The sequence below is a fragment of the Streptomyces sp. NPDC102514 genome (genome assembly GCF_055584525.1).
Genome location: NZ_JBVJLW010000015.1, coordinates 105,569 through 126,437 on the forward strand (window position 1 = coordinate 105,569; position 20,869 = coordinate 126,437).

18 protein-coding genes are annotated in these 20,869 nt (G+C 71.4%); 8 read left to right on the forward strand and 10 right to left on the reverse strand.

Going from position 1 to position 20,869, the window contains the following annotated elements; genetic code table 11:
• Positions 1-89: 89 nt before the first annotated feature.
• From ACZ60E_RS32620 to ACZ60E_RS32640, 5 genes are all read right to left on the reverse strand, one after another.
• The gene (locus tag ACZ60E_RS32620) at positions 90-1,439 is read right to left on the reverse strand and encodes an MFS transporter (protein WP_469445078.1); all 1,350 of its coding nucleotides are present in this window, start codon (positions 1,437-1,439) and stop codon (positions 90-92) included.
• A gap of 113 nt (positions 1,440-1,552) precedes the next feature.
• On the reverse strand, positions 1,553-2,773 hold the full coding sequence (locus ACZ60E_RS32625) for an MFS transporter (protein ID WP_469445080.1): 1,221 nt from the start codon (positions 2,771-2,773) through the stop codon (positions 1,553-1,555).
• Positions 2,774-2,894: 121 nt separating this feature from the next.
• Complete coding sequence (locus tag ACZ60E_RS32630) at positions 2,895-3,932, reverse strand: endonuclease/exonuclease/phosphatase family protein (protein ID WP_384814160.1); 1,038 nt, start codon at positions 3,930-3,932, stop codon at positions 2,895-2,897.
• Positions 3,933-4,143: 211 nt separating this feature from the next.
• Positions 4,144-4,770 (reverse strand): TetR/AcrR family transcriptional regulator, encoded by a 627-nt coding sequence (locus ACZ60E_RS32635; protein ID WP_384814157.1) that lies wholly within the window; start codon positions 4,768-4,770, stop codon positions 4,144-4,146.
• Positions 4,771-4,948: 178 nt separating this feature from the next.
• Positions 4,949-6,523 (reverse strand): MFS transporter, encoded by a 1,575-nt coding sequence (locus ACZ60E_RS32640; RefSeq protein WP_469445082.1) that lies wholly within the window; start codon positions 6,521-6,523, stop codon positions 4,949-4,951.
• A 215-nt stretch (positions 6,524-6,738) separates the two neighbouring features.
• Between ACZ60E_RS32640 and panB the strand changes: the two genes are divergently transcribed.
• The 3 genes from panB to ACZ60E_RS32655 all read left to right on the forward strand — a co-directional run bounded on the left by panB (position 6,739) and on the right by ACZ60E_RS32655 (position 9,725).
• On the forward strand, positions 6,739-7,605 hold the full coding sequence (gene panB / locus ACZ60E_RS32645) for a 3-methyl-2-oxobutanoate hydroxymethyltransferase (protein WP_384814151.1): 867 nt from the start codon (positions 6,739-6,741) through the stop codon (positions 7,603-7,605).
• A 225-nt stretch (positions 7,606-7,830) separates the two neighbouring features.
• Positions 7,831-8,898: an ATP-binding cassette domain-containing protein gene (locus tag ACZ60E_RS32650; RefSeq protein ID WP_453795575.1), complete on the forward strand. Its 1,068-nt coding sequence runs from the start codon at positions 7,831-7,833 to the stop codon at positions 8,896-8,898.
• Positions 8,895-9,725 (forward strand): ABC transporter permease, encoded by an 831-nt coding sequence (locus ACZ60E_RS32655; RefSeq protein ID WP_385837567.1) that lies wholly within the window; start codon positions 8,895-8,897, stop codon positions 9,723-9,725. The genes ACZ60E_RS32650 and ACZ60E_RS32655 overlap by 4 nt, the downstream gene beginning before the upstream one ends.
• A gap of 9 nt (positions 9,726-9,734) precedes the next feature.
• On the opposite strand, the gene ACZ60E_RS32660 is transcribed toward ACZ60E_RS32655, so the two are convergent.
• Entirely contained in the window at positions 9,735-13,109 is a 3,375-nt protein-coding gene (locus ACZ60E_RS32660; RefSeq protein ID WP_469445085.1) for an AfsR/SARP family transcriptional regulator, read from the reverse strand.
• Positions 13,110-13,301: 192 nt separating this feature from the next.
• Between ACZ60E_RS32660 and ACZ60E_RS32665 the strand changes: the two genes are divergently transcribed.
• Positions 13,302-14,102, forward strand: coding sequence for a site-2 protease family protein (locus tag ACZ60E_RS32665; protein ID WP_384814140.1), 801 nt, complete (start codon positions 13,302-13,304; stop codon positions 14,100-14,102).
• On the opposite strand, the gene ACZ60E_RS32670 is transcribed toward ACZ60E_RS32665, so the two are convergent.
• The 3 genes from ACZ60E_RS32670 to ACZ60E_RS32680 form a co-directional block, all read right to left on the reverse strand.
• Entirely contained in the window at positions 14,092-14,280 is a 189-nt protein-coding gene (locus ACZ60E_RS32670) for a hypothetical protein (protein WP_453795573.1), read from the reverse strand. The genes ACZ60E_RS32665 and ACZ60E_RS32670 overlap by 11 nt on opposite strands.
• A gap of 131 nt (positions 14,281-14,411) precedes the next feature.
• Positions 14,412-15,116: an NADPH-dependent F420 reductase gene (gene npdG / locus ACZ60E_RS32675; RefSeq protein ID WP_328496716.1), complete on the reverse strand. Its 705-nt coding sequence runs from the start codon at positions 15,114-15,116 to the stop codon at positions 14,412-14,414.
• 37 nt (positions 15,117-15,153) lie between these two features.
• On the reverse strand, positions 15,154-16,281 hold the full coding sequence (locus tag ACZ60E_RS32680; protein ID WP_469445087.1) for a sialidase family protein: 1,128 nt from the start codon (positions 16,279-16,281) through the stop codon (positions 15,154-15,156).
• 107 nt (positions 16,282-16,388) lie between these two features.
• Here ACZ60E_RS32680 and ACZ60E_RS32685 point away from each other — a divergent pair, with 107 nt between their 5' ends.
• Together ACZ60E_RS32685 and ACZ60E_RS32690 are read left to right on the forward strand one after the other, a co-directional pair.
• A complete protein-coding gene (locus ACZ60E_RS32685; RefSeq protein WP_384814131.1) occupies positions 16,389-17,003 on the forward strand; it encodes a hypothetical protein in 615 nt (204 codons plus the stop codon).
• Positions 17,004-17,084: 81 nt separating this feature from the next.
• Positions 17,085-18,389, forward strand: a complete 1,305-nt coding sequence (locus tag ACZ60E_RS32690) for an MFS transporter (RefSeq protein ID WP_469445089.1) — start codon at positions 17,085-17,087, stop codon at positions 18,387-18,389.
• Between the two features lie 252 nt (positions 18,390-18,641).
• Here the strand turns inward: ACZ60E_RS32690 and ACZ60E_RS32695 are convergent, their stop codons facing one another.
• Positions 18,642-18,872 carry a hypothetical protein gene (locus tag ACZ60E_RS32695; protein WP_384814125.1) on the reverse strand — a complete coding sequence of 77 codons (231 nt, stop codon included), beginning with the start codon at positions 18,870-18,872 and terminating at the stop codon, positions 18,642-18,644.
• A 58-nt stretch (positions 18,873-18,930) separates the two neighbouring features.
• On the opposite strand from ACZ60E_RS32695, the gene map reads away from it, so the two are divergent.
• Positions 18,931-19,788 carry a type I methionyl aminopeptidase gene (gene map, locus ACZ60E_RS32700; RefSeq protein WP_384814123.1) on the forward strand — a complete coding sequence of 286 codons (858 nt, stop codon included), beginning with the start codon at positions 18,931-18,933 and terminating at the stop codon, positions 19,786-19,788.
• A 182-nt stretch (positions 19,789-19,970) separates the two neighbouring features.
• A complete protein-coding gene (locus ACZ60E_RS32705) occupies positions 19,971-20,630 on the forward strand; it encodes a biliverdin-producing heme oxygenase (RefSeq protein ID WP_469445092.1) in 660 nt (219 codons plus the stop codon).
• The last annotated feature ends 239 nt before the right edge of the window (positions 20,631-20,869 follow it).

Below are 20,869 nucleotides of genomic sequence, written 5' to 3' on the forward strand. Positions count from 1 at the left end.
ACGCCTGACGGCAGCTCCGTCGTCGACTGCGGGCCGGCGGGGGCTGATCGCGCCGTTCCCCGCGCCCCTGAAAAGCACGCCCGGGTTCCTCAGGGGCGCGGGGAACGGCGCAGGCTTTTGTCTTGTGGGGGCACGGGCGTGGCCGCGGCCACGCGCTGCCGCGGGCCGTGTTCTCGCGGCAGGCGGGGTGCCAGGAGCAGCATCAGTGCCGCGCCCAGTGCGGCGAGCAGGCCCACGGCGAGCCAGGGCAGCAGGCGGTTGTGGGTGAAGAGCACGCCGAACAGGGTGGGCGCGAGGACGTTCGCCCCGGCGTAGGAGTACTGGAACGCCGCCAGATAGGTGCCCCGCGACCCGGGCGGCGCCGCGTCCGCGGCGAGCGCGTTGGAGGCGGGGCCGTAGACCATCTCCGCGAGGGTGTAGCAGACCACCGCAGCCGCCAGGAACGGCACCAGTGCCCGGGACGGCAGCAGGACGGCCGACGCGGACGCGGCACACCACAGCGCCCACAGGCCGCCGGCCCAGGCCATGGCTCGGGCGCGGGTGGAGCGGCGCCGCACGAAGCGGGTCACGGCGGCCGTGCAGGTGGCGAGCAGCAGGGTGTTGAGGGCGAGGAGGGGGCCGGGCGCCCAGTCCGGTCCCGACAGGCCCTGGATGACGTACACGGGCAGTGACAGGGACAGGAACGTGCTGCACGTGGCGAAGATCGTGGAGATCGCGATCAGTGCGAGGTAGGGGCGGTCCCGCAGCAGTGCGCCGTAGCCGGAGCGGCCCTCGGCCGGCGGGGCGGTGTGCGGCAGGGCGGGTACGGCGAGGGCGACCACCAGTGCGGCGGCCAGGAACGCCAGCCCGGAGGCGAGGATCAGTCCGTCGTAGACGCGTGTCGAGTCGACGGCGAGCACCGCGCCCGCGAGCAGGGCGCCGCCGCCCGCGCCCGCTTCCCGGATCATCCCGGCCCGGGCGAACCAGTGGTCCTTGGCGTCCGCCCCCGCGAGTCCCGTCGCGTCCGTGCCCGTCGCGTCCGCGCTCTCGGCGTCCGCCAGGTCGGCGATGAGGGTGAAGACCGAGGACCAGTAGACCCGCAGGCCCGCCGTGGTCACCAGCATGGCGGCCACCAGCGAACCCGTTCCCGAGACCAGCAGGTAGAGCAGGAACCCGGTCCCTTGCAGCGCCTGTCCGGCGGCGACCACCAGCCGCGGCCCGAACCGGTCGGCCAGCTTTCCGACGACCAGTGGCAGCGGCAGGGTCAGGGCGGTGCTCACACTGGTGAGCACGCCGATCGTCACCAGGTCCAGATCGGTGACCCGCAGGAAGTACAGCATGGACAGCGGGAGGTACAGGCCCGTGCCCAGCGAGTCGACCGCCACCGCCGCCAGCAGCGGCCGGCGTCCGCGCCGTAAGCCGCTGCGGCCCGTACCGTCGCCCGTCCTCGCCCGTGCCACGCGATGGCCCCCTCGTTCCGCCGGCCACCCGCTGACCCGCCCACGTTTGTAACAGGGATGTCGGTGCACCTCAACCGCTTATCCCCGCCGCCGGGCGGCAGTGGCGGCCGGCGTCAGTGGTGGGCCGGGACCTCCGCGTGCTGCGGGGTGTGGGTCGCCACTATGCGGCCCGCGTTCGTCGTACCGCGGTTGCGGTCCACGACGTACGCGACGGCCGCGACGCCCAGGCCCAGGATCGCCAGGCCCGCGCCCGCGAGCGCCGGGGACGTGACGCCGTAGCCCGCCGCGAGGGCCAGGCCGCCGATCCAGGCGCCGCCGGCGTTCGCAAGGTTGAAGGCCGCCTGGTTGGCGGAGGAGGCCAGGGACGGGGCCGAGGACGCCTTCTCCATGACCATGAGCAGGAGCGGGGAGCTGGTCATGAACGCCGCCGCGCCGAGCAGGACCACCGCGAGGGGGGCGCTCCATGCCGTGTTCATCATGAGCGGGAAGAGGGCCAGGACCGCCACCAGGGAGACCAGGCCGCCGAACAGGGTGCCGCGCATCGAGCGGTCGGCCAGGCGCCCGCCGAGCAGGTTGCCCGCCGTCGCGCCCACGCCGAACAGCGCCAGCAGCAGGGTCACGCTGGAGTCGGCGTACCCGGCGGAGTCCGTCAGCATCGGCGTGATGTAGCTGTACGCCGAGAAGAGCGCGCCGAAGCCCGCGACGGTCGTGCCGAGGGCCAGCCAGACGGGGAGCGACTTGAGGGCGGCCAGTTCGCCGCGCAGTCCGGTGGCGGTGGCGTCGTGCTCGGAGTTCCGGGGCAGGAGCAGCGCCAGGGAGCCGATGGCCGCCAGGCCGATCACGCTGACGCCGAGGAAGGTGGCGCGCCAGCCGAACTGCTGGCCCACGAAGGTCGCGGCGGGGACGCCGACGATGTTCGCGACGGTCAGGCCGAGGAACATGAGGGAGACCGCGCGGGCCTTGCGCTCGGCGGAGACCATACCGGTGGCGACGACGGCTCCGACGCCGAAGAACGCGCCGTGCGGGAGGCCGCTCAGGAAGCGGGCCGCGAGCAGTGAGGTGTTGTCGGGGGCGAACGCCGAGAGCGTGTTGCCCACGACGAACAGCACCATCAGTCCGATCAGGACCTTGCGGCGGGCCATGCGCGCGGTGACCGCCGCGAGCAGCGGGGCGCCGACGACGACGCCGATCGCGTACGCGGAGACGAGGTGGCCCGCGCTGGGGATCGAGATGTTCAGGTCGTCCGCGACGTCGGGCAGCAGCCCCATCATCACGAACTCGGTGGTGCCGATGCCGAAGGCGCCCACGGCGAGGGCGAGCAGGGCCAGGGGCATGAGGGACCTTTCACAGGGGAGAGCGGTGTTCCGTGCAGTTTATGTTCACCTGCGGAACAAACTCTTCCAGCCTCAGTATTCCCAGAGGTTTCCCAGAGGTAAGAGCCTGTGACACAAGCTCTTACGAGCCGGTTGCCGAGAGCTTCACGCGGGCGGCGATCGGGAGATGGTCGCTGCCCGTCTCCGGGAGGGTCCACGAGGTGACCGGCTCGACGCCCTTGACCATGATCTGGTCGATCCGCGCCATCGGGAACGACGCCGGCCAGCTGAACCCGAAGCCGCTGCCCGCCGCGCCCTGCGCGGAGCGCATCTGCGAGGTGACGCCGTTCAGCGCACGGTCGTTCATCGTGCCGTTCAGGTCGCCGAGGAGGGCGATGTCCGGCAGCTTCTCGTCGGCGATGGCCTCACCGAGCGCGTCGGCGCTCTTGTCGCGCTGCCGCGCGGTGAAACCGGCCTCCATCTTCACCCGCACGGAGGGCAGGTGCGCCACGTACACCGCGAGCCGCCCCTCGGGCGCGGTGACGGTCGCCCGCATCGCGCGGGTCCAGCCGAGTTTGATGTCGACGGGGGCGGCCCCGCTCAGCGGGTACTTGCTCCACAGGCCGACCGTGCCCTGCACGGAGTGGTACTTGTACGTCGAGGCGAGCGCCTTCTCGTAGACCGGGACCGCCGAGGTCGTCAGCTCCTCCAGGGCCACCACGTCCGCGCCGGAGGCGGCCACGTCGAGGGCCGTGCCCTCCGGGTCCGGGTTGTCCGCGTTGACGTTGTGCGTGGCGACGGTGAGGTCGCCGCCGGAGCCCGTCCGGTCGACGAGGAGCCCGCCGAAGAGGTTGACCCAGATGATGGCGGGCAGGAGCACGGCGATCAGCGCGGTCGCGGACTTACGGAACAGCGCGAGGACGAGCAGCACCGGGATCGCCAGGCCCAGCCAGGGCAGAAAGGTCTCCAGGAGGCTGCCGAGGTTGCCGATCCGGTTCGGGATCTGCGCGTGCAGCGCCATCACCAGGGCGAGTACGAGGGCGAACGCGGCCAGGACGATCCCCCGCCGCCAGATGCCCCGGTCGGTACGGAGCGACGTCAGCAGGCGGCGGAGCCGGGGGCCTCTGCGGTCGGGTCCCTGGCCGCCGCTGCCCGTCTCCGTCATGTACGCCTGCGCCATACCGTCGCCTCACCAACTGCCGTTCACATCATCCCCGCGCCCTAAGACCCTAGGGGATGATCGCGATCGTTCCCGCCGCCGCACGGCGGCCGTACGGGCACAAGGACGACCGAGGGGGCACGGCGAGTTCCGGCGGCGGTCCAGGTGGGGTGGTCTGTGACGGAACGCGCACATTGGACCGACCGGCGTCCAGGGGGCGGAACTCACAGTCTCAGCGGGCGGCGGGGCCCAGCCCCGCCAGGACCGTGTCGACGATCCGTTCGGACAGTCCCTCCTCCAGGCCCGCGTCCGGACGGATGACCGCGCGGACGAGCATGGGGCCCACGAAGAGGTCGTTGGCCAGTTCGACGTCGACGTCCGCGCGGAACTCGCCGTTCGCCTGGCCGCGCCGCAGGACGTCGAGCGTCATCAGGCGGCGCGGTTCGATGACGGCCGCGTGGTAGACCTTCCACAGCTTGGGGCTGCTCTTCATCTGCGCGTAGACGTTGTGCATGATCGCCGACGAACGCGAGGCCAGACCGCGGTGCCGCAGCGATTCGAGTATGACGATCAGGTCGTCGCGCATGGACGTGCCGGGCAGCCCGGGGTCGGGCGGTTCGGCGGTGCGCATCACGTCGCAGAAGAGTTCCTCGCGGCCGCTCCAGCGCCGGTAGATGGTGGCCTTGCCGACGCCTGCGATGCGGGCTACGCGCTCTATGGAGATCTCCGCGAGCGGGACGCCTTCCTCCAGGAGGCGCATGACGCCCTCGATGATCGAGCGTTCCACCGCCTCGCTGCGGGGGCGGCCTCTGGCGGGGCCGCCGCCGGTCCGTCCGGCTCCGCCCGGCCCTTGCTCCACGCCGCCCACGTGATCGCTCCGCTCTGTTGGGTGTTGCTGTCCTTGACGCCGGGCCGTCGTGTGGCCGCCCGCCCTTCACCGTTCGGGTCGATTGTCCCTGTCAGACGGGGGGGGTTGTGGCCTGGGTGCGGGTGCGTCGCGGCCGGGCGCGCCGTTCCCCGCGCCCCTTCAGGGCGCTTCAGTGATCGGCGCTCACCAGGTCCGTTTCCTTTTCTGTCTTTGTCGGGGTGCGGCCCGGGAGGAACAGGTAGACGACCAGTGCGCCCACCACCGCCACGCCCGCGCCGCACAGGGCCGTCACGTGCATCGCGTGGAGGAAGGCGTCGTTGGCCGGGCCGATCAGGGCGTCGCCCTTGGGGCCGAGCTTCGCGGCGAAACCGAGGGTCGCCTCGATGGACTCGCCCGCCTCGTGCCGGGCGGCCTCGGGCAGCTTGTCCTCGATGCCCGAGCGGTACGCCGCGGAGAGGACCGAGCCGAGTACGGCGATACCCAGAGCGCCGCCGACCTGGCGGAAGGTGTTGCTGAGCGCGGAGGCGGAGCCCGCCTTCTCGCGGGGCAGCGCCTGCATGATCACGACGCTGGTCGGCGTCATGATGTGCGCCATGCCCGCACCCATCAGGAAGAAGACGACCTCCAGGATCCAGATCGGCGTGTCCGCCTCCAGCACGGCGAACGCGCCCAGCATCGCGGCGATGGTGAGCATGCCCGCGGTCGTGGTGGCCCGGTTGCCGAAACGGTCCACGACCAGCCGGGCGCGCGGCGCGAAGATGAGCTGCGCGACGGCCAGCGGCAGCATCAGCAGACCGGTCTGCAGGGGCGAGTAACCGCGCACGCTCTGGGTGTAGAAGACGGAGAAGAAGGTCACGCCCATCAGCGCGAAGAACACCAGCGCTATGGCGGCGATGGCCGCGGAGAAGACCTTGTTCTTGAAGTAGTCGATGTCGATCGACGGATGGTCGCTGCGCTTCTCGTGCACGACGAAGCCGACGAGTACGACGAGTCCGGCGCCGATGGTCGCGAGGACCTTGGCGTCCGTGAAGTCGGCGAGCTGACCGCCCTTGATGATGCCGTACACCAGCAGGACGAGGCCGATGACGGACAGCACCACGCCCACCGGGTCGATACGGCCGGGCTTCGGGTCGCGCGAGTCGGGGACGAGCCAGATCATCAGGCCGATCGCCACGATCACGATCGGTACGTTGATCAGGAAGACGGAACCCCACCAGAAGTGGTCGAGCAGGACCCCTCCGGTGATCGGGCCGATGGCGATGGCGAGGCCGACACCGCCCGCCCAGATGCCGATGGCCTTCGGCTGCTCGTCGCGCTCGAAGACGTTCATCAGGACGGCGAGGGTGGCCGGCATCACGAAGGCGGCGCCGAGGCCCATCACCGCGCGGAACGAGATGAGCTCGACCGGGGAGCCCGAGGAGGCGGCGAGCGCCGAGCCGATGCCGAAGACGAGGAGGCCGCCGAGCAGCACCTTCTTGCGCCCGAGCCGGTCACCGAGGAGACCCGCGGAGAAGAGCAGGCCCGCGAAGACGAGGGTGTACGAGTTGATCGCCCATTCCAGCTCGCTCTGGGTGGCTCCCAGACCGGTCGGGGCGGGCGTCGAGATGGTCTTGATCGCGACGTTCAGGATCGAGTTGTCGAGAACGACGATCAGCAGGCTCAGCATCAGCACGCCGAGGATCGCCCAGCGTCGTCGGTGCACGGCCTCCGGTATCCGGGGCGCGGTGTCGGCAGGAGTTGTCATGCTGAAAAGGCTAGAGGGGATTCGATACGAGACCGTCTCGTATCGGATTCCTTTACCGAGACCTTACGAGCTCTGGAGGCGCGCTTGGGGCCCGGTGGAGGCGGAGACGAGGGCCACTGCGGCCCCCCTAGCCGTTCTGTGGCACGAGGTGCCACCATGGAGGGGATCCGGGGACGCCGTCAGGGCGCTTCGAGATGACAGAAGGAGCCGTTGCAATGACGCAGTTTTCGGCTGCCCAGAACACCACCGACAGCAGCAACCGGGCGCTGTACGGAGGCAAGGGCACACGCCGTATCACTGTCCGCGACATCACGGTGGCCAAGGAGCGCGGCGAGAAGTGGCCGATGCTCACCGCGTACGACGCGATGACCGCGTCCGTCTTCGACGAGGCCGGCATCCCGGTCATGCTCGTCGGCGACTCCGCGGGCAACTGTCACCTGGGCTACGAGACCACCGTGCCCGTCACCCTCGACGAGATGGCCATGCTGTCGGCCGCGGTCGTACGGGGCACCTCGCGCGCCCTCATCGTGGGCGACCTGCCGTTCGGGTCGTACCAGGAAGGACCCGTGCAGGCGCTGCGGTCGGCCATGCGGCTGGTGAAGGAGGCCGGGGTCGGGGCCGTGAAGCTGGAGGGCGGCGAGCGCTCGCACGAACAGATCAAGCTGCTCGTGGAGTCGGGTATCCCCGTGATGGCGCACATCGGGCTCACTCCGCAGTCCGTGAACTCCATGGGGTACCGGGTGCAGGGGCGGGGCGAGGAGGCGGCTCAGCAGTTGCTGCGTGACGCCAAGGCCGTGCAGGACGCGGGGGCGTTCGCCGTCGTACTGGAGCTGGTGCCGGCGGAGCTGGCCGCCGAGGTCACGCGCGTGCTGCACATTCCGACCGTCGGGATCGGGGCGGGGGCCGAGACGGACGCGCAGGTTCTCGTGTGGACCGACATGCTCGGGCTCACGGGTGGGAAGATGCCGCGGTTCGTGAAGCAGTACGCGGATCTGCGGCAGGTCATGGGGGATGCGGCGAAGGCGTTCGCCGACGATGTCATTGGCGGAACGTTCCCTCAGGAGGAGCACTCCGTCCACTGACCCAACGGTCCACTGCGGCAAGAAGGCAGCCCGCCGATTTCCCCCGTCGGCGGGCTGCCGTTTTCCCTCCACCCGCCCCCGCATGGGGGCTGCGCCCCCTCGCCCCCCATTGCGCAGTTCCCCGCGCCCCTAGGTACCTAGCGCAGTCTTTTGGGCCCACCCCCAGGCGGAGCCTGTCGGTGAGCTGTCGGTGGTTTGTCGGTGGGGGGTGGGAGTTTGGGGGGCATGACGCGAATCGACAACGAGCCCCGGCAGGACGGCGGCACACCCCGCCCCGACGCCGTCAGCGTGCGGGGACTGGTCAAGCACTACGGCGAGACCAAAGCACTGGACGGCGTGGACCTGGACGTGCGCGAGGGCACGGTCCGCGGCGTGCTCGGCCCGAACGGCGCCGGCAAGACGACCCTCGTACGCATCCTCTCCACCCTCCTCATACCCGACGCGGGCCGCGCCACGGTCGCCGGCTTCGACGTCGTGCGCCAGCCCCGCCGCCTGCGCCGCGTGATCGGCCTCACCGGCCAGTACGCGTCCGTGGACGAGAAGCTCTCCGGCCGCGAGAACCTCTACCTCATCGGCCGGCTCCTCGACCTGACCCGCAAGGACGCCCGCACCCGCGCGGACGAACTGCTGGAGCGGTTCTCGCTCACCGACGCGGGCAAGCGCCCGGCGAGCACGTACTCCGGCGGTATGCGGCGCCGCCTCGACCTCGCCGCGTCCATGATCGGCAGTCCGACCGTCCTGTTCCTGGACGAGCCGACGACCGGCCTGGACCCCCGTACGCGTAAAGAGGTGTGGGGCGAGGTCAAGCGGATGGTCGGGGACGGTGTCACCGTCCTGCTCACCACCCAGTACATGGAGGAGGCCGAGCAGCTCGCGAACGAGCTGACGGTCATCGACCGCGGCAAGGTCATCGCGAACGGCGGTATCGACGAGCTGAAGGCGAAGGTCGGCGGCCGTACCCTGCGCATCCGCCCGGCCGACCCGCTGGAGCTGCGCCCCACGGCCGGGGCCCTCGACGACTTCGGCCTCACGGGCCCGGGCAGTGCCACGGTGGACATCACCACCGGCACGGTCCTCGTCCCGATCCTCAGCGACGAGCAGCTGACCGCCGTGGTCGGCGCGCTCACCGCCCGGGGCATCACCCTGGCCGGCCTCAGCACCGAACTGCCCAGCCTGGACGAGGTGTTCCTCTCCCTCACCGGCCACCGGGCCACCGAACCGACCGATCCGGACGACCCGCGGGACACCCCGGCCGACCGTTCCCACGAGTCCTACGAGGAGGCCGCCGTATGAGCGCCGCCACCGTCATCGAGGCGCCCTCGGCGCTCGGCACCGACGACGATCCGCACGTCGGCATACGCGCCCATCTGCGCCACATCAGCGCCCTGGTCCGCCGCAACGTGCTGTGGATCCGCCAGGACCCGGAGTCGATGTTCGACGTCATCCTGATGCCGATCGTCTTCACGCTGCTCTTCGTGTTCGTCTTCGGCGGCGCGATCGCCGGCAAGGGCAACCAGGACGAGTACGTCAACTACGTCGTCCCGGGCCTCATGGCGATGATGGGCATGAACATCGCGATGGGTGTGGGCACCGGCTTCAACCAGGACTTCCAGACCGGCGTGATGGACCGCTTCCGGTCCCTGCCGATCTCCCGGGCCTCGGTCCTGATCGCCAAGATCTCGGTGGAGATCGGCCGGCTGCTGCTCGCCACGGCGATCCTGCTCGGGGTCGGCTTCCTGCTCGGTCTGTCCGTGTCGAACGTCCCCGGCCTGTTCGCCGCCATCGGTCTGGCCCTGGTCTTCGGCTCCTCCATCATGTGGATCTTTCTGACCATGGGCGTGGTGATGAAGAACGCCCAGGCCATCCAGGGAATGGGGTTCCTCGTGCTGATGCCCCTGCAGTTCGGTTCTTCGATCTTCTCGCCGCCGTCCACCATGCCGGGCTGGCTGCAGACGTTCACCGACTACAACCCGCTGTCGTCCCTCGCGGACGCGGCCCGGGGTCTGATGAACGGCGGCCAGCCGGTCGCCCACGACGTCATGATCACGCTGCTCTGGTCGCTCGTCATCACCGTGGTGATGGCCCCGGTCGCCATCCACAAGTACCGCACCAAGACCTGACGACCTCTGTCAGACCAGGGCGGCGGCCTCCTCGAAGGAGAGGCCGCCGCCCTGCGCGTACGCGGTGTCGTACGCCTGGTCGTCGAGGACCTGGCGTGCCGCCGCCTCGGCCTGTCCCCTGATCTCGTGCTCCACGACGGCCCGGAAGTGCCCGGGCGGCAGGAGTTCGTCGGCGGCGCCGAGGCACCGGGCGGCGTCCTCGGCGCGCCGGCCGCCCTCCGCCCCGGCGAGCGCGATGGACGCGGTCGCCAGATGCACCGAGAACATGTGCGGCGCGATCATCTGGGTCAGGGGGTCCTTGGCCCGCTCCAGGGCTCCCCGCACCTTCACCACCGCCTCGTCGTACAGGCCCTCCTGCGAGTCCAGCCAGGCCTCCACGCCCATGACGAACCCGTCGAAGACCACGAACCTGACGGCTCCGAAGTCGTCCCACAGCCGTTCCATCTGCGCACGGGCCTCGGCGACGCGGCCGGTGCGGCCGAGCCACATCGCGAGGAAGAGCCGGGCGCCGGGCATGGCCTCGTTGTGGGCGCCGTCGCCCTGTTCCAGGACCTCGCGCAGCAGCCGCTCGCCCCGGCCGGTCTCGCCCGCGTCGATGAGCACGCTGCCCAGACGGGTGCTGAGGATGGCCATCTGGGCGCGGGCGCCCAGGCGTTCGGCGTGGGTGATGGCCGTTTCGTAGTCCGTCGCGGCGAGTTGGTAGTCGCCCTTGCGTTCATGGGCCTCGCCCCGCGCGGAGAGCGCCTCGGCGGCGCCCCAGGCGTCTTCGAGGCCGACGAAGAGCTCCAGCGACTCGTCGGCGTCCCGGGTCGCGTCGCCCGCCCAGTCGGCGCGGTTGGCGAGCATGTTGGCGCGCATCTGCAGGGCGACGGCCAGCTCCCAGCGGGTGCCGAGTTCCCGGCAGGTCTCCACGCTCGCGTCGATGACCCGGCGCAGCCGGTCCATGTCGCCGGTCAGCAGCACGGCGAAGAACCAGAGGTAGCCGGGGTTGCGGCAGACCTGCGGCAGGCCCGGCTCGTAGGCCTCGGTGACGGCGAGCAGTTTGGCCTCCGCCTCCGGTGTCTGCCAGGTGTCCAGCTCCAGGTCCATACAGGCGAGATGGAGGAGGTGGATGCCGCGCCTGGCCTCGACGAGGACGTCCTGGTTCATGGGCGGCGGTTCGGCGATGCAGGACTCGTACAGCGGGACGGCTCGTTCGGTGGGCGGTGCGAAGGGGTCGGGGCCCATCGCCATGACCTCGCGCGTCCAGTTGCGGGTGATCATGCGCAGGTCGCGGATCTGCCAGTACCAGGCGAGGGACAGGACGAGGCAGAGCGCCTCCTGTTCGTCCTGCGCGGCGACGGCCCGTTGCAGTGCGGCGCGGGTGTTCTCGCTTTCGAGCTGGAACAGTTCGATGGCGGCGCGCTGGCCGGGGCCGCGCAGCAACGGGTCGGTGGTGCGGGCGAGTTCGCGGTAGTACGTGAGGTGGGCGCGCTCGGTGGCGGGGCGTTCGCCGGACGCGTCGAGCCGCTGTCCGGCGTACTCGGCGACGGTCTCCAGGAGCCGGTAGCGCATCTCCCCGTCACCCGGCCCCGAGCCCGCCCTCCCGTCCGCCCCCTCCCCCGCGTGCTCGCCCGAAGGGGCGGCCACCACGAGGGACTTGTCGACGAGGGAGCCGAGCGCCTCCAGCGCGGCGGGTCCGCAGACCGCCTCGGCGGCGGCGAGGTCGCAGCCGCCGGCGAAGACGGACAGCCGCCGCAGTACGTCGCGTTCGTCCTCGTCGAGGAGGTCCCAGGACCAGTCGACGACGGCCCGCAACGTCTGCTGGCGCGGCAGGACCGTACGGCTGCCCGAGGTGAGCAGCCGGAAGCGGTTGTCGAGGCGGTCGGCGATCTGGCGCGGGGTGAGCATCCGCAGCCGGGCGGCGGCGAGTTCGATGGCGAGCGGCAGTCCGTCCAGGCGCCGGCAGATCTCGGCGGCGGCCTCCGAATCGTCCTCGATCCGGAAGCCGGGCCGGGCGGCGGCGCCCCGGTCGGCGAGCAGCTTCAGCGCGTACGGCTCGGGCAGCGGCTCGACGGGCCGCAGCAACTCCCCCGGTACGCCGAGGGGTTCGCGGCTCGTGGCCAGTACGGTCAGTCCGGGGCAGCGTTCGAGCAGTTGCTCGACGAGGCGGGCGGCGGCGTCCACGACGTGTTCGCAGTTGTCGAGGACGATCAGCATGCGGCGTTTGGCGCAGTGCTCGGTGAGCCGGACCAGCGGGTCGTCGTGCCGGTCGGTGACGGCCCGCAGCTCCTCGGCGCCGGCGCCGCGCAGCACGGTCTCCCGGGCGCCGACCGCGGTGAGCACGGCCTCGGGGACGGCGTCCGGGTCGTCGACGGGCGCGAGTTCGGCCAGCCACACGCCGTCGGGCAGGTCCCGGGCGACGCTCTCCGCCGCCTCCTGCGACAGCCGGGTCTTCCCGGCGCCGCCCGGCCCCAGCAGGGTCACGAGCCGTGCCCCCGCGAGGTCCCCGCGGATGGTGGCCAGATCGCCGTCCCGCCCGACGAAGGAGGTGAGCCGGGCCCGCAGGTTCCCGAGCGACACGGTCCGCTCGCGCGGGGTGGCCCGGGTGTCCCGGCGGTCCGGCGTCGCACCGGAGCCGCGACGGTCCGGGGCGGCCTCGGGACCCCCGCTGTACGAGGCCTGCAGCAGCTCGGTGTGCAGGGAGCGCAGTTCAGGTCCCGGGTCCGTGCCCAGCCGGTCGGCCAGCAGGCGGCGTACGGACTCGTAGGCGGCCAGGGCCTCCGCCGCGCGGCCCGCGTCGCGCAGGGCCCGCAGGCGCAGCACCTGGAGGGGTTCGTCCAGCGGGTGGGTGTCGCAGAGGGCGGTGAGGTCGGGCAGGGACTGCTCGGCGTGGCCGAGGGCGAGGGCGGCCCCGAGACGCGCGCGCCGGGCGTCGAGCCGGCGGGCCTCCCAGCGCGACGACTCCGCCGTACGGTCCGGGAGATCGGTGAGGGCCGGGCCCTGCCAGAGGGCGAGGGCGTCGTCCAGGATGACGGCCGCCTTGCCGGGGTCGCCGTCGGCCAGCGCGCGTGAGCCCTCGCCCGCGAGCCGTTCGAACCGGTGCAGGTCGACGTCGTCGGCCGCCGCGCGCAGCCGGTAGCCGCCCTCGTCGGAGCCGATCGCGTCCGCGCCCAGCGCCCTGCGCAACCGGCCCACCAGGGCCTGGAGCGCGCCCGGGGCGTCGGCCGGAGGGTCCGCGCCCCAGACCTCGTCGACCAGCACGGCCACGGACACGGTCCGGCCGGGGCGCAGGGCGAGCACCGTCAGCAGGGCGCGCAGCCGCGCCCCGCCGACCGGAACGAGGGTGCCGTCGGTACGGAGTGCCTGGGTGGTGCCGAGGATGCGATAGCGCACGCAGACCATTGTCCCTGTCTGCGCCCCTGGTCCGCCCCGGATTTTGGACCGGCATGAACCGGGGGTGGCCGAGAAAGGACCGGGAACGCGGGCGGAGGGCCGCAGGAACCTCCGACCCTCCCTAGGACGTTCCCCCCACACCACCGGTACGGTCTACCCGGCACGCCCAGCCCGTTCGAACATTCCAGGGAGCCCCACCCCATGACCACCGCCACCGGCCGGCACAGTGACCGGCGCATCAGCCCCGTGTTCCTCGGGATCGTGGCCGTCGCGGCGGTGACCGGCTGGGCCACCTGGACGGGCTTCGCCGAGCAGCCCGGCGTCGCCGTCTTCCTGTTCGTGACGGCGGCGTGGATCGTCTCGCTCTGTCTGCACGAGTACGCGCACGCCCGCACGGCCCTGCACAGCGGCGACATCTCGATCGGCGCGAAGGGCTATCTGACCCTGAACCCGCTGAAGTACACGCACGCGCTGCTCAGCATCGTGCTGCCGGTCCTCTTCGTCATCATGGGCGGCATCGGTCTGCCGGGTGGCGCGGTGTTCATCGAGCGGAGCCGGATCCGGGGCCGCTGGAAGCACAGCCTGATCTCGGCGGCGGGCCCGCTGACGAACGTGCTGTTCGCGGTGGTCTGCACCGCCCCGTTCTGGCTGGACGCGCTGGACGGCGTACCGGCCGACTTCCAGTTCGCCCTCGCGTTCCTGGCGCTGCTCCAGGTCACGGCCGCGCTGCTGAACTTCCTGCCGATCCCGGGCCTGGACGGCTACGGCGTCATCGAGCCCTGGCTGTCGCACAAGATCCGCCGCCAGGTGGAGCCGTACGCGCCCTTCGGTCTGCTCTTCGTCTTCGCGATCCTGTGGATCCCGGAGGTGAACAACCAGTTCTTCGACGCGATCGACGCGCTGCTGCGGACGCTGGGCATCGACGAGATCCGTACGTACTGCGGGCAGAACCTCTACCGGTTCTGGACGGAGACGGACCAGTACTGCTCGGTCAGCCGGTGACGGAGGGCGCCTTGCGGCGCATGCGGTCCCGGCGCAGGTAGTACCAGGTCATGTTGGACGACAGGCCCGCGAGCAGCACCCACACGATCCCCAGCCAGCTGCCCTGGACGAAGGAGACGACGGCCGCCGTCGTGGCGAGGACGCAGACGGCGAGGGCGTAGAGGGCGAGTCGGGACATGGGGTCTGCTCCTGTCGGGGAACTCCGGGGCCCGGCGCCACAGCGCGCGGGTTCCGGAGGGGGACACTGCTCGGCTCCAGTGTCCCCCACGTCCGGAACGCGCCCGTACGCGGTCCCGCGGCCCGGCGGTCCTACAGGTCGGTGAGGCGCAGGCCCGCGTGGGCCTTGTACCGGCGGTTCACCGAGATGAGGTTCGCGACCAGCGACTCGACCTGGTGGGCGTTGCGCAGCCGCCCGGAGAAGATGCCGCGCATGCCCGGGATGCGGCCGGCCAGCGCCTGGACGATCTCGACGTCGGCGCGCTCCTCGCCGAGCACCATCACGTCGGTGTCGATCTCCTCGATCTCCGGGTCCTGGAGCAGCACGGCCGACAGGTGGTGGAAGGCGGCGGTGACACGGGAGTCCGGGAGCAGCGCGGCGGCCTGTTCGGCGGCGCTGCCCTCCTCGGGCTTCAGCGCGTACGCGCCCTTCTTGTCGAAGCCGAGCGGGTTCACGCAGTCGACGACGAGCTTGCCGGCCAGTTCCTCCCGCAGCGACTCCAGGGTCTTGCCGTGTCCGTCCCACGGCACGGCGACGATCACGATGTCGCTGCGGCGGGCGGTCTCGGCGTTGTCGGCGCCCTCGACGCCGTGTCCGAGCTCGTCGGCGGCGGCCTGCGCGCGCTCCGCGGCCCGCGAACCGATGATCACCTTCTGCCCGGCGCGGGCCAGCCGGTAGGCGAGACCCTTGCCCTGCGGACCGGTGCCGCCGAGCACGCCGACGACGAGCCCGGAGACGTCGGGAAGGTCCCAGGGGTCCTTGGCGGGGGCCTTCTGTGCACTGTCAGTAGAGGTCATGGGCCGACTTTACGTGCGTGGTTCCGGTCGGCGCCGCTCACGTGAGAGCCGTCACGGGGATCCGCCGGAAGGTGATCGTCTCGTACGCGCTGAAGTCGCCCGTCTCATAGAGGAGTCCGACCGTGTCGTCGTCGACGCGCACGAGATCGGAGTACGCGGCGGGCAGTCCGTCGACGGTGTGTGCCGTGCGCCAGGTGACGCCGTCGTCGGTGCTGGCGCGGACCGTCATCAGGGCGCGGAAGCCGGGGTCGGCGGGGCCCGAGTAGAGGAGCACGTCGGGTGCGCGGAGCTGGAGCAGGCTGCCCTCGACGACGGGACCGACGAGTCCTGCCTGCGGGCGGAAGGGCTTGACCAGGGTCCGGCCGCCGTCCCGCGAGTACGCGTCGGCGCGGGTGCCGGGGGCGGTGGAGTCGTTGCGGGTGTTGAAGTAGACGCGGCCGTCGGGGAGTTCGGCGGCGGTGGTCTCGTTCGCGTTGATGTGGTTGCCGGGGTTGTCGTCGACGTACCCGATGCGCCAGGTCGCGCCGTGGTCGTCGCTGAGCAGACAGTGCCCGCCGTTGTACTTGCCCTCGGTGCCGGTGTCCGTGCCGGCCGGCGGGAGGGAGTGGTTGGCGGGGACGACGACCCGGCCGGTGGTGAGCCGGAGGGCGTGGCCGGGAGTGGTGGCGTACCAGCGCCAGGGCGCCTTCTTCGCCTGCCCGGTGATCTCGCGCGGGCCGGACCAGGTGCGGCCGTCGTCGTCGCTGTGCCGGACCCAGACGCGGCGCCCGTCGGCGGCGCTCACCTTGCCCCGGCGGATGGTGTCCTCGGTGGCGAGGGCGGCGTTCCGGACGTGGACGAGGAGGATCCTGCCGGTGTCGAGGACGACGGGGGCCGGGTTCCCGGCCAGCGCCTCGCCGTTCGAGGCGGCCACCTGGAGCGGTCCCCAGGTCAGTCCGCCGTCCGTGGACCGCTTCAGGACGATGTCGATGTGCCCGAAGTCGTCGCGGGAGCCGACCCTGCCCTCGCAGAAGGCGAGCAGGGTTCCCTCGCCGGTGACGACGACGGCCGGGATACGGAAACTCGCGTAGCCCTCCTGACCGGCCCGGAACGGCACGGACACCTGGCTGCCGGTCTCGCTGCCGGCCTGACCGCTCGGCTCGGTGCTTGGCTCAGTACTGGTCATGGGAACCTCTCCTCGCCGGCCGGGTGGACGGGCCACTCTGCCCAGGATGGGCGAATTCGCCGTGAACGCCGTCTGACGAGCAGTCCGCTGCGGCAGGATGCGGCCCCATGGATGCCGTACGGGTGGCCTTGTTGCGCGAAGTGCTCGCCGGGACCGAGTGGCCGGGCGCCACACGGCGGTTCGCGGGGGTACTGCGGTCGTCCGTGCTGCCGCACGGGGGCGGGCTGCTGCTGGTGGGGACGGCGGAGTACGAACCCTGGCACCTCGCCGCCCATCTGGTGGACGAGGCCGCCTGGTCGGGCACGCCGGAGCTGGCGCCGACGCTGGTACGGCACGGGGCGCGGCCCGGGGACCCCGCCCATCTGGCGGTGGGGCTCGGCCGGATCGAGGCGGCCCGGCGCGGCGAGACACTGCTCGTCGTGGCGCCGGGCGCGCCCGGCGCTCCACTCCTGGAACGGGTGCACGACGCGCGCCGGGCCGGGGCGACGGTCCTCGCGCTGGACTCGGGCGACCGCGAACTGCACGCGATGGCACACGAGTCGCTGGCGGTGCCGCCCGGACCGGGCCCGGACACGGGGCTCGATCTGGACACCGTTCAGCACCTGGTCAGTGCGGCCACCGGGGAGAACTCACTGCCCGCGCCCCGGGGCCGGCGGCGGTTCACCGACCGCCTGTCGCGGCTGGCGGACCGGCTGACGGCACCGCCGCCCGCGCGCTGGTGAGCCGGGGGCCGCCCCGACGGGGCCGCCCCGGTCGAAAAAGCGTTTGTACGCGGCGGGGTCGCGACCGCAGCATGTCCCGTCGTGACGGAACTGAGCAAACCCGAACCCAAGGCCGGTACGCGATTGCGGGCGCTGCTGCCCGATCTCGCGCCGTGGCGGACCTCCGCCGACTTCCGGCGGCTGTGGGTGGCCGGGCTCATCACCAACTTCGGCAGCTTCCTGACGTTCGTCGCGCTGCCGGTGCAGATGAAGGAGCTGACCGGTTCCGCGGTCGCCGTCGGCGCGATCGGTGCCGTGGAACTCGTACCGCTGATCGTGTTCGGGCTGTACGGCGGGGCCCTCGCCGACGCCCTGGACAAGCGGAAGCTGATCATGTGGACGGAGGCGGGGCAGGGGGTCCTGTCGGCCGTCCTGCTGGTCAACGCGCTGCTGCCGGAGCCGCTGGTGTGGCCGCTGTACGTCGTCGCCGCGCTGTCCTCCGCACTCGTCGCGGTGCAGCGGCCCGCGCTCGACGCGCTCACCCCGCGCATCGTCCGGCACGAGCACCTGCCGGCCGCCGCCGCGCTCAACTCGCTGCGCTGGACGGTCGGCGGGGTCGCCGGACCCGCGGTCGCGGGGCTCGTCGTGGCGTACGCGGGGCTCGGCTGGGCCTATGCCGCGGACCTCGGCACGTTCGCCGTCTCGCTCTTCCTGGCCGTGGGGCTCGCCGCGTCACCCGCCGCGCACGAGGCGGCGAAGCCGTCGCTGAGATCGATCGCGGAGGGCGCCCGGTACGCGTGGAGCCGCAAGGAACTGCTCGGTACGTACGCGATCGACCTGGCCGCGATGTTCTTCGCCTTCCCGCTCGCCGTGCTGCCCTTCCTCGCGGACGAGCTGGACGCCGAGTGGTCGCTCGGGCTGATGTACGCGGCGCTGCCGGCGGGGTCGCTGCTGGTGAGCCTGACCAGCGGGTGGACCTCGCGGATCCATCGGCACGGGCGGATGGTGGTGTTCGCGGCGGCGTGCTGGGGGCTCGCGATGGTGGCCGCGGGGGCGGTTCGCGAGGTGTGGCTGGTGCTGCTGTTCCTGACGCTCGCCGGCTGCTTCGACATGGTCAGCGGGATCTTCCGGGCGGCGATGTGGAACCAGACGATTCCCGACGAGCTGCGGGGGCGGCTGGCGGGGATCGAGCTGCTGTCGTACTCGGCCGGGCCGCAGCTGGGGCAGGTGCGGGCGGGTGGGATGGCCGCGGTGTTCTCCGTGCGGGCGTCCGTGTGGGCCGGGGGTGCGATGTGCGTGGCCGCGGTGGGGGTGTTGGCGGTGTGCCTGCCGAAGCTCATGTCGTACGACGTGCGGACGAACGAGCACGCGGTGCGGATGAAGTCGGTGCGGGCCGGTGGGGGGTGAGCGCGCGGTTCCCCGCGCCCCTGAAGAGCCAGAAGACTGCGCAGTTCCCCGCGCCCCTCAAAGGCAAAGGCAAACGATTGCGCCGTTCCCCGCGCCCCTGAAAGGCCAAGGCAACAGATTGCGCCGTTCCCCGCGCCCCCTGATGGGCCCGGGGGGGGGCGGGCCGTGCGGTCGTGGCTGCGGGTGCGTGGGGGTCGCTCGCGCCGTTCCCCGCGCCCCTGACGGGCGGGGAGCGGGGTGGGGGAGATACGGTCAGTTGTCGGCTGGGGGGCGTGTACCGGGGTCGTGCCAGCGGGGGTCCGTTTCCCAGTCGAGGTTGCGCTCACGGGCCGTGTCCATCGCCCGCTGGGCCTCCTCGCGGGACGCGTACGGACCGAAGCGGTCCTTCGCCGGGCACTCCGGGCCCTCCTCCACCTTCTTGTGTTCCAGGCAGTAGTACCACTCGCCCGGTTTACCGACCGTCCGCTTCTTGAACAGCGCCATGACCAGCTCCTCTCGCCACCGACATGTTCCCCCATCTCCGCTGGTTAGACTCGCTGGCATGTCTGGCCAGTCGCTGCTCGTCCCAGGGGAACTGTCCCCCATCCGTTCCGTGCCCGGTAACATCCGCCGCCCGGAGTACGTCGGCAAGCCCGCACCGACCCCGTACACCGGGCCGGAGGTGCAGACCCCCGAGACGATCGAGGCGATGCGCGTCGCCGGCCGGATCGCCGCGCAAGCCATGGCCGAGGCCGCGAAGCTCATCGCGCCCGGCGTCACCACCGACGAACTGGACCGGGTCGCGCACGCCTATATGTGCGACCACGGCGCCTACCCGTCCACGCTCGGCTACCGCGGCTTCCCGAAGTCCCTGTGCACCTCCGTGAACGAGGTCATCTGCCACGGCATCCCGGACTCCACCGTCCTGCGGGACGGCGACATCATCAACCTCGACGTGACGGCGTACATCGGGGGCGTGCACGGCGACAACAACGCCACGTATCTCGTGGGTGACGTGGCCGAGGAGTCGCGGCTGCTGGTCGAGCGGACCCGTGAGTCGCTGGAGCGGGCCATCAAGGCGGTCAGGCCCGGCCGCCAGATCAACATCATCGGCCGGGTCATCGAGTCGTACGCGAAGCGGTTCGGGTACGGGGTCGTCCGGGACTTCACCGGCCACGGCATCAACTCGTCGTTCCACTCCGGGCTGATCGTCCCGCACTACGACAGCCCGCACGCGACGACCGTGATGCAGCCCGGGATGACGTTCACGATCGAGCCGATGCTGACGCTGGGCTCGTACGACTACGACATGTGGGACGACGGCTGGACGGTCGTCACCAAGGACCGGCTGCGGACCGCGCAGTTCGAGCACACCCTGGTCGTCACGGACAGCGGGGCCGAGGTTCTCACGCTCCCGTAGCCGCCCTGCCATCAAGCCGCCCGCTCACCGAGAGCGGGCGGTTCTTTTCTTTCATGTGGAAGTGACGGAGATTCGGGGTACGTTTTTACCGACAGGACGTCGGGAACCCATTGACTTAGGTAAGCCTAACCATAGAAGATTGGTCCGGCTCCCGTCTCCCCCGTTCAGCCCCGGAGGTCCTCATGACATCGTCGAGTACGCCGTTCTCGACGCTCATCCGCACCGCGTCCCACGAGCAGCACGTGGAGGCGGAGACCTCGACCTTCATGAGCGATCTGCTCGGCGGCAGGCTGGGCGTGGAGGCGTACGCGCGCTACACGGAACAGCTGTGGTTCGTGTACGAGGCGCTGGAGTCGGGTGCGCGGGATCTCTCCGACGACCCGGTCGCGGGGCCGTTCATCCAGCCCGAGCTGATGCGGCTCGCCTCGCTGGAGCGGGATCTCGCCCATCTGCGGGGGCCGGGGTGGCGCGACGGAGTCACCGCGCTGCCGGCGACGCTGGAGTACGCGGAGCGGGTCGCCGAGTGTGCGCGTACGTGGACCGGGGGGTATGTGGCGCATCACTACACGCGGTATCTCGGGGATCTCTCCGGTGGGCAGATCATTCGTGGGACCGCGGAGAAGACGTGGGGGTTCGACCGCAAGGGTGACGGGGTGCGGTTCTATGTCTTCGAGGACATCGGGAACCCTGCGGCGTTCAAGCGGGGGTATCGGGAACTGCTTGACGCGCTTCCCGTGGATGACCTGGAGAAGCAGCGGGTTGTTGCCGAGTGCCGGCGGGCGTTCGCGTTGAACACGGGGGTTTTCCGGGCGCTGGGGGAAGAGTTCCGCATCAGCGCGTGACGTTCCACTGGGGTTCGCGTTTTCGGGTGGGGGTCCGGTGGGGGCTGGCCGCGCCGTTCCCCGCGCCCCCTAAAGCAAAAAGATTGCGCAGTTCCCCGCGCCCCTGAGGGGGCGAAGGCAGGAGCGCAAGCCCGCCCGTGAGGTGGCAAAGGCCGGGGCGCAGCCCCGCCTTTGAGGGGCGCGGGGAACTGCGCGACCAGCCCCCACCGGGCCCGCACCCAACAACGCGACCCCCACCC

What these genes read in the sequence shown, in the direction of transcription:
- ACZ60E_RS32650 (WP_453795575.1), top strand. Translation starts at nt 7,831, where the DNA reads ATGACGCGAATCGACAACGAGCCCCGGCAGGACGGCGGCACACCCCGC.
- panB (WP_384814151.1), top strand. Translation starts at nt 6,739, where the DNA reads ATGACGCAGTTTTCGGCTGCCCAGAACACCACCGACAGCAGCAACCGG.
- ACZ60E_RS32660 (WP_469445085.1), bottom strand. Translation starts at nt 13,109, where the DNA reads ATGGTCTGCGTGCGCTATCGCATCCTCGGCACCACCCAGGCACTCCGT.
- ACZ60E_RS32665 (WP_384814140.1), top strand. Translation starts at nt 13,302, where the DNA reads ATGACCACCGCCACCGGCCGGCACAGTGACCGGCGCATCAGCCCCGTG.
- ACZ60E_RS32640 (WP_469445082.1), bottom strand. Translation starts at nt 6,523, where the DNA reads ATGACAACTCCTGCCGACACCGCGCCCCGGATACCGGAGGCCGTGCAC.
- ACZ60E_RS32685 (WP_384814131.1), top strand. Translation starts at nt 16,389, where the DNA reads ATGGATGCCGTACGGGTGGCCTTGTTGCGCGAAGTGCTCGCCGGGACC.
- ACZ60E_RS32655 (WP_385837567.1), top strand. Translation starts at nt 8,895, where the DNA reads ATGAGCGCCGCCACCGTCATCGAGGCGCCCTCGGCGCTCGGCACCGAC.
- ACZ60E_RS32670 (WP_453795573.1), bottom strand. Translation starts at nt 14,280, where the DNA reads ATGTCCCGACTCGCCCTCTACGCCCTCGCCGTCTGCGTCCTCGCCACG.
- map (WP_384814123.1), top strand. Translation starts at nt 18,931, where the DNA reads ATGTCTGGCCAGTCGCTGCTCGTCCCAGGGGAACTGTCCCCCATCCGT.
- ACZ60E_RS32630 (WP_384814160.1), bottom strand. Translation starts at nt 3,932, where the DNA reads ATGGCGCAGGCGTACATGACGGAGACGGGCAGCGGCGGCCAGGGACCC.
- ACZ60E_RS32695 (WP_384814125.1), bottom strand. Translation starts at nt 18,872, where the DNA reads ATGGCGCTGTTCAAGAAGCGGACGGTCGGTAAACCGGGCGAGTGGTAC.
- ACZ60E_RS32625 (WP_469445080.1), bottom strand. Translation starts at nt 2,773, where the DNA reads ATGCCCCTGGCCCTGCTCGCCCTCGCCGTGGGCGCCTTCGGCATCGGC.
- ACZ60E_RS32680 (WP_469445087.1), bottom strand. Translation starts at nt 16,281, where the DNA reads ATGACCAGTACTGAGCCAAGCACCGAGCCGAGCGGTCAGGCCGGCAGC.
- npdG (WP_328496716.1), bottom strand. Translation starts at nt 15,116, where the DNA reads ATGACCTCTACTGACAGTGCACAGAAGGCCCCCGCCAAGGACCCCTGG.
- ACZ60E_RS32705 (WP_469445092.1), top strand. Translation starts at nt 19,971, where the DNA reads ATGACATCGTCGAGTACGCCGTTCTCGACGCTCATCCGCACCGCGTCC.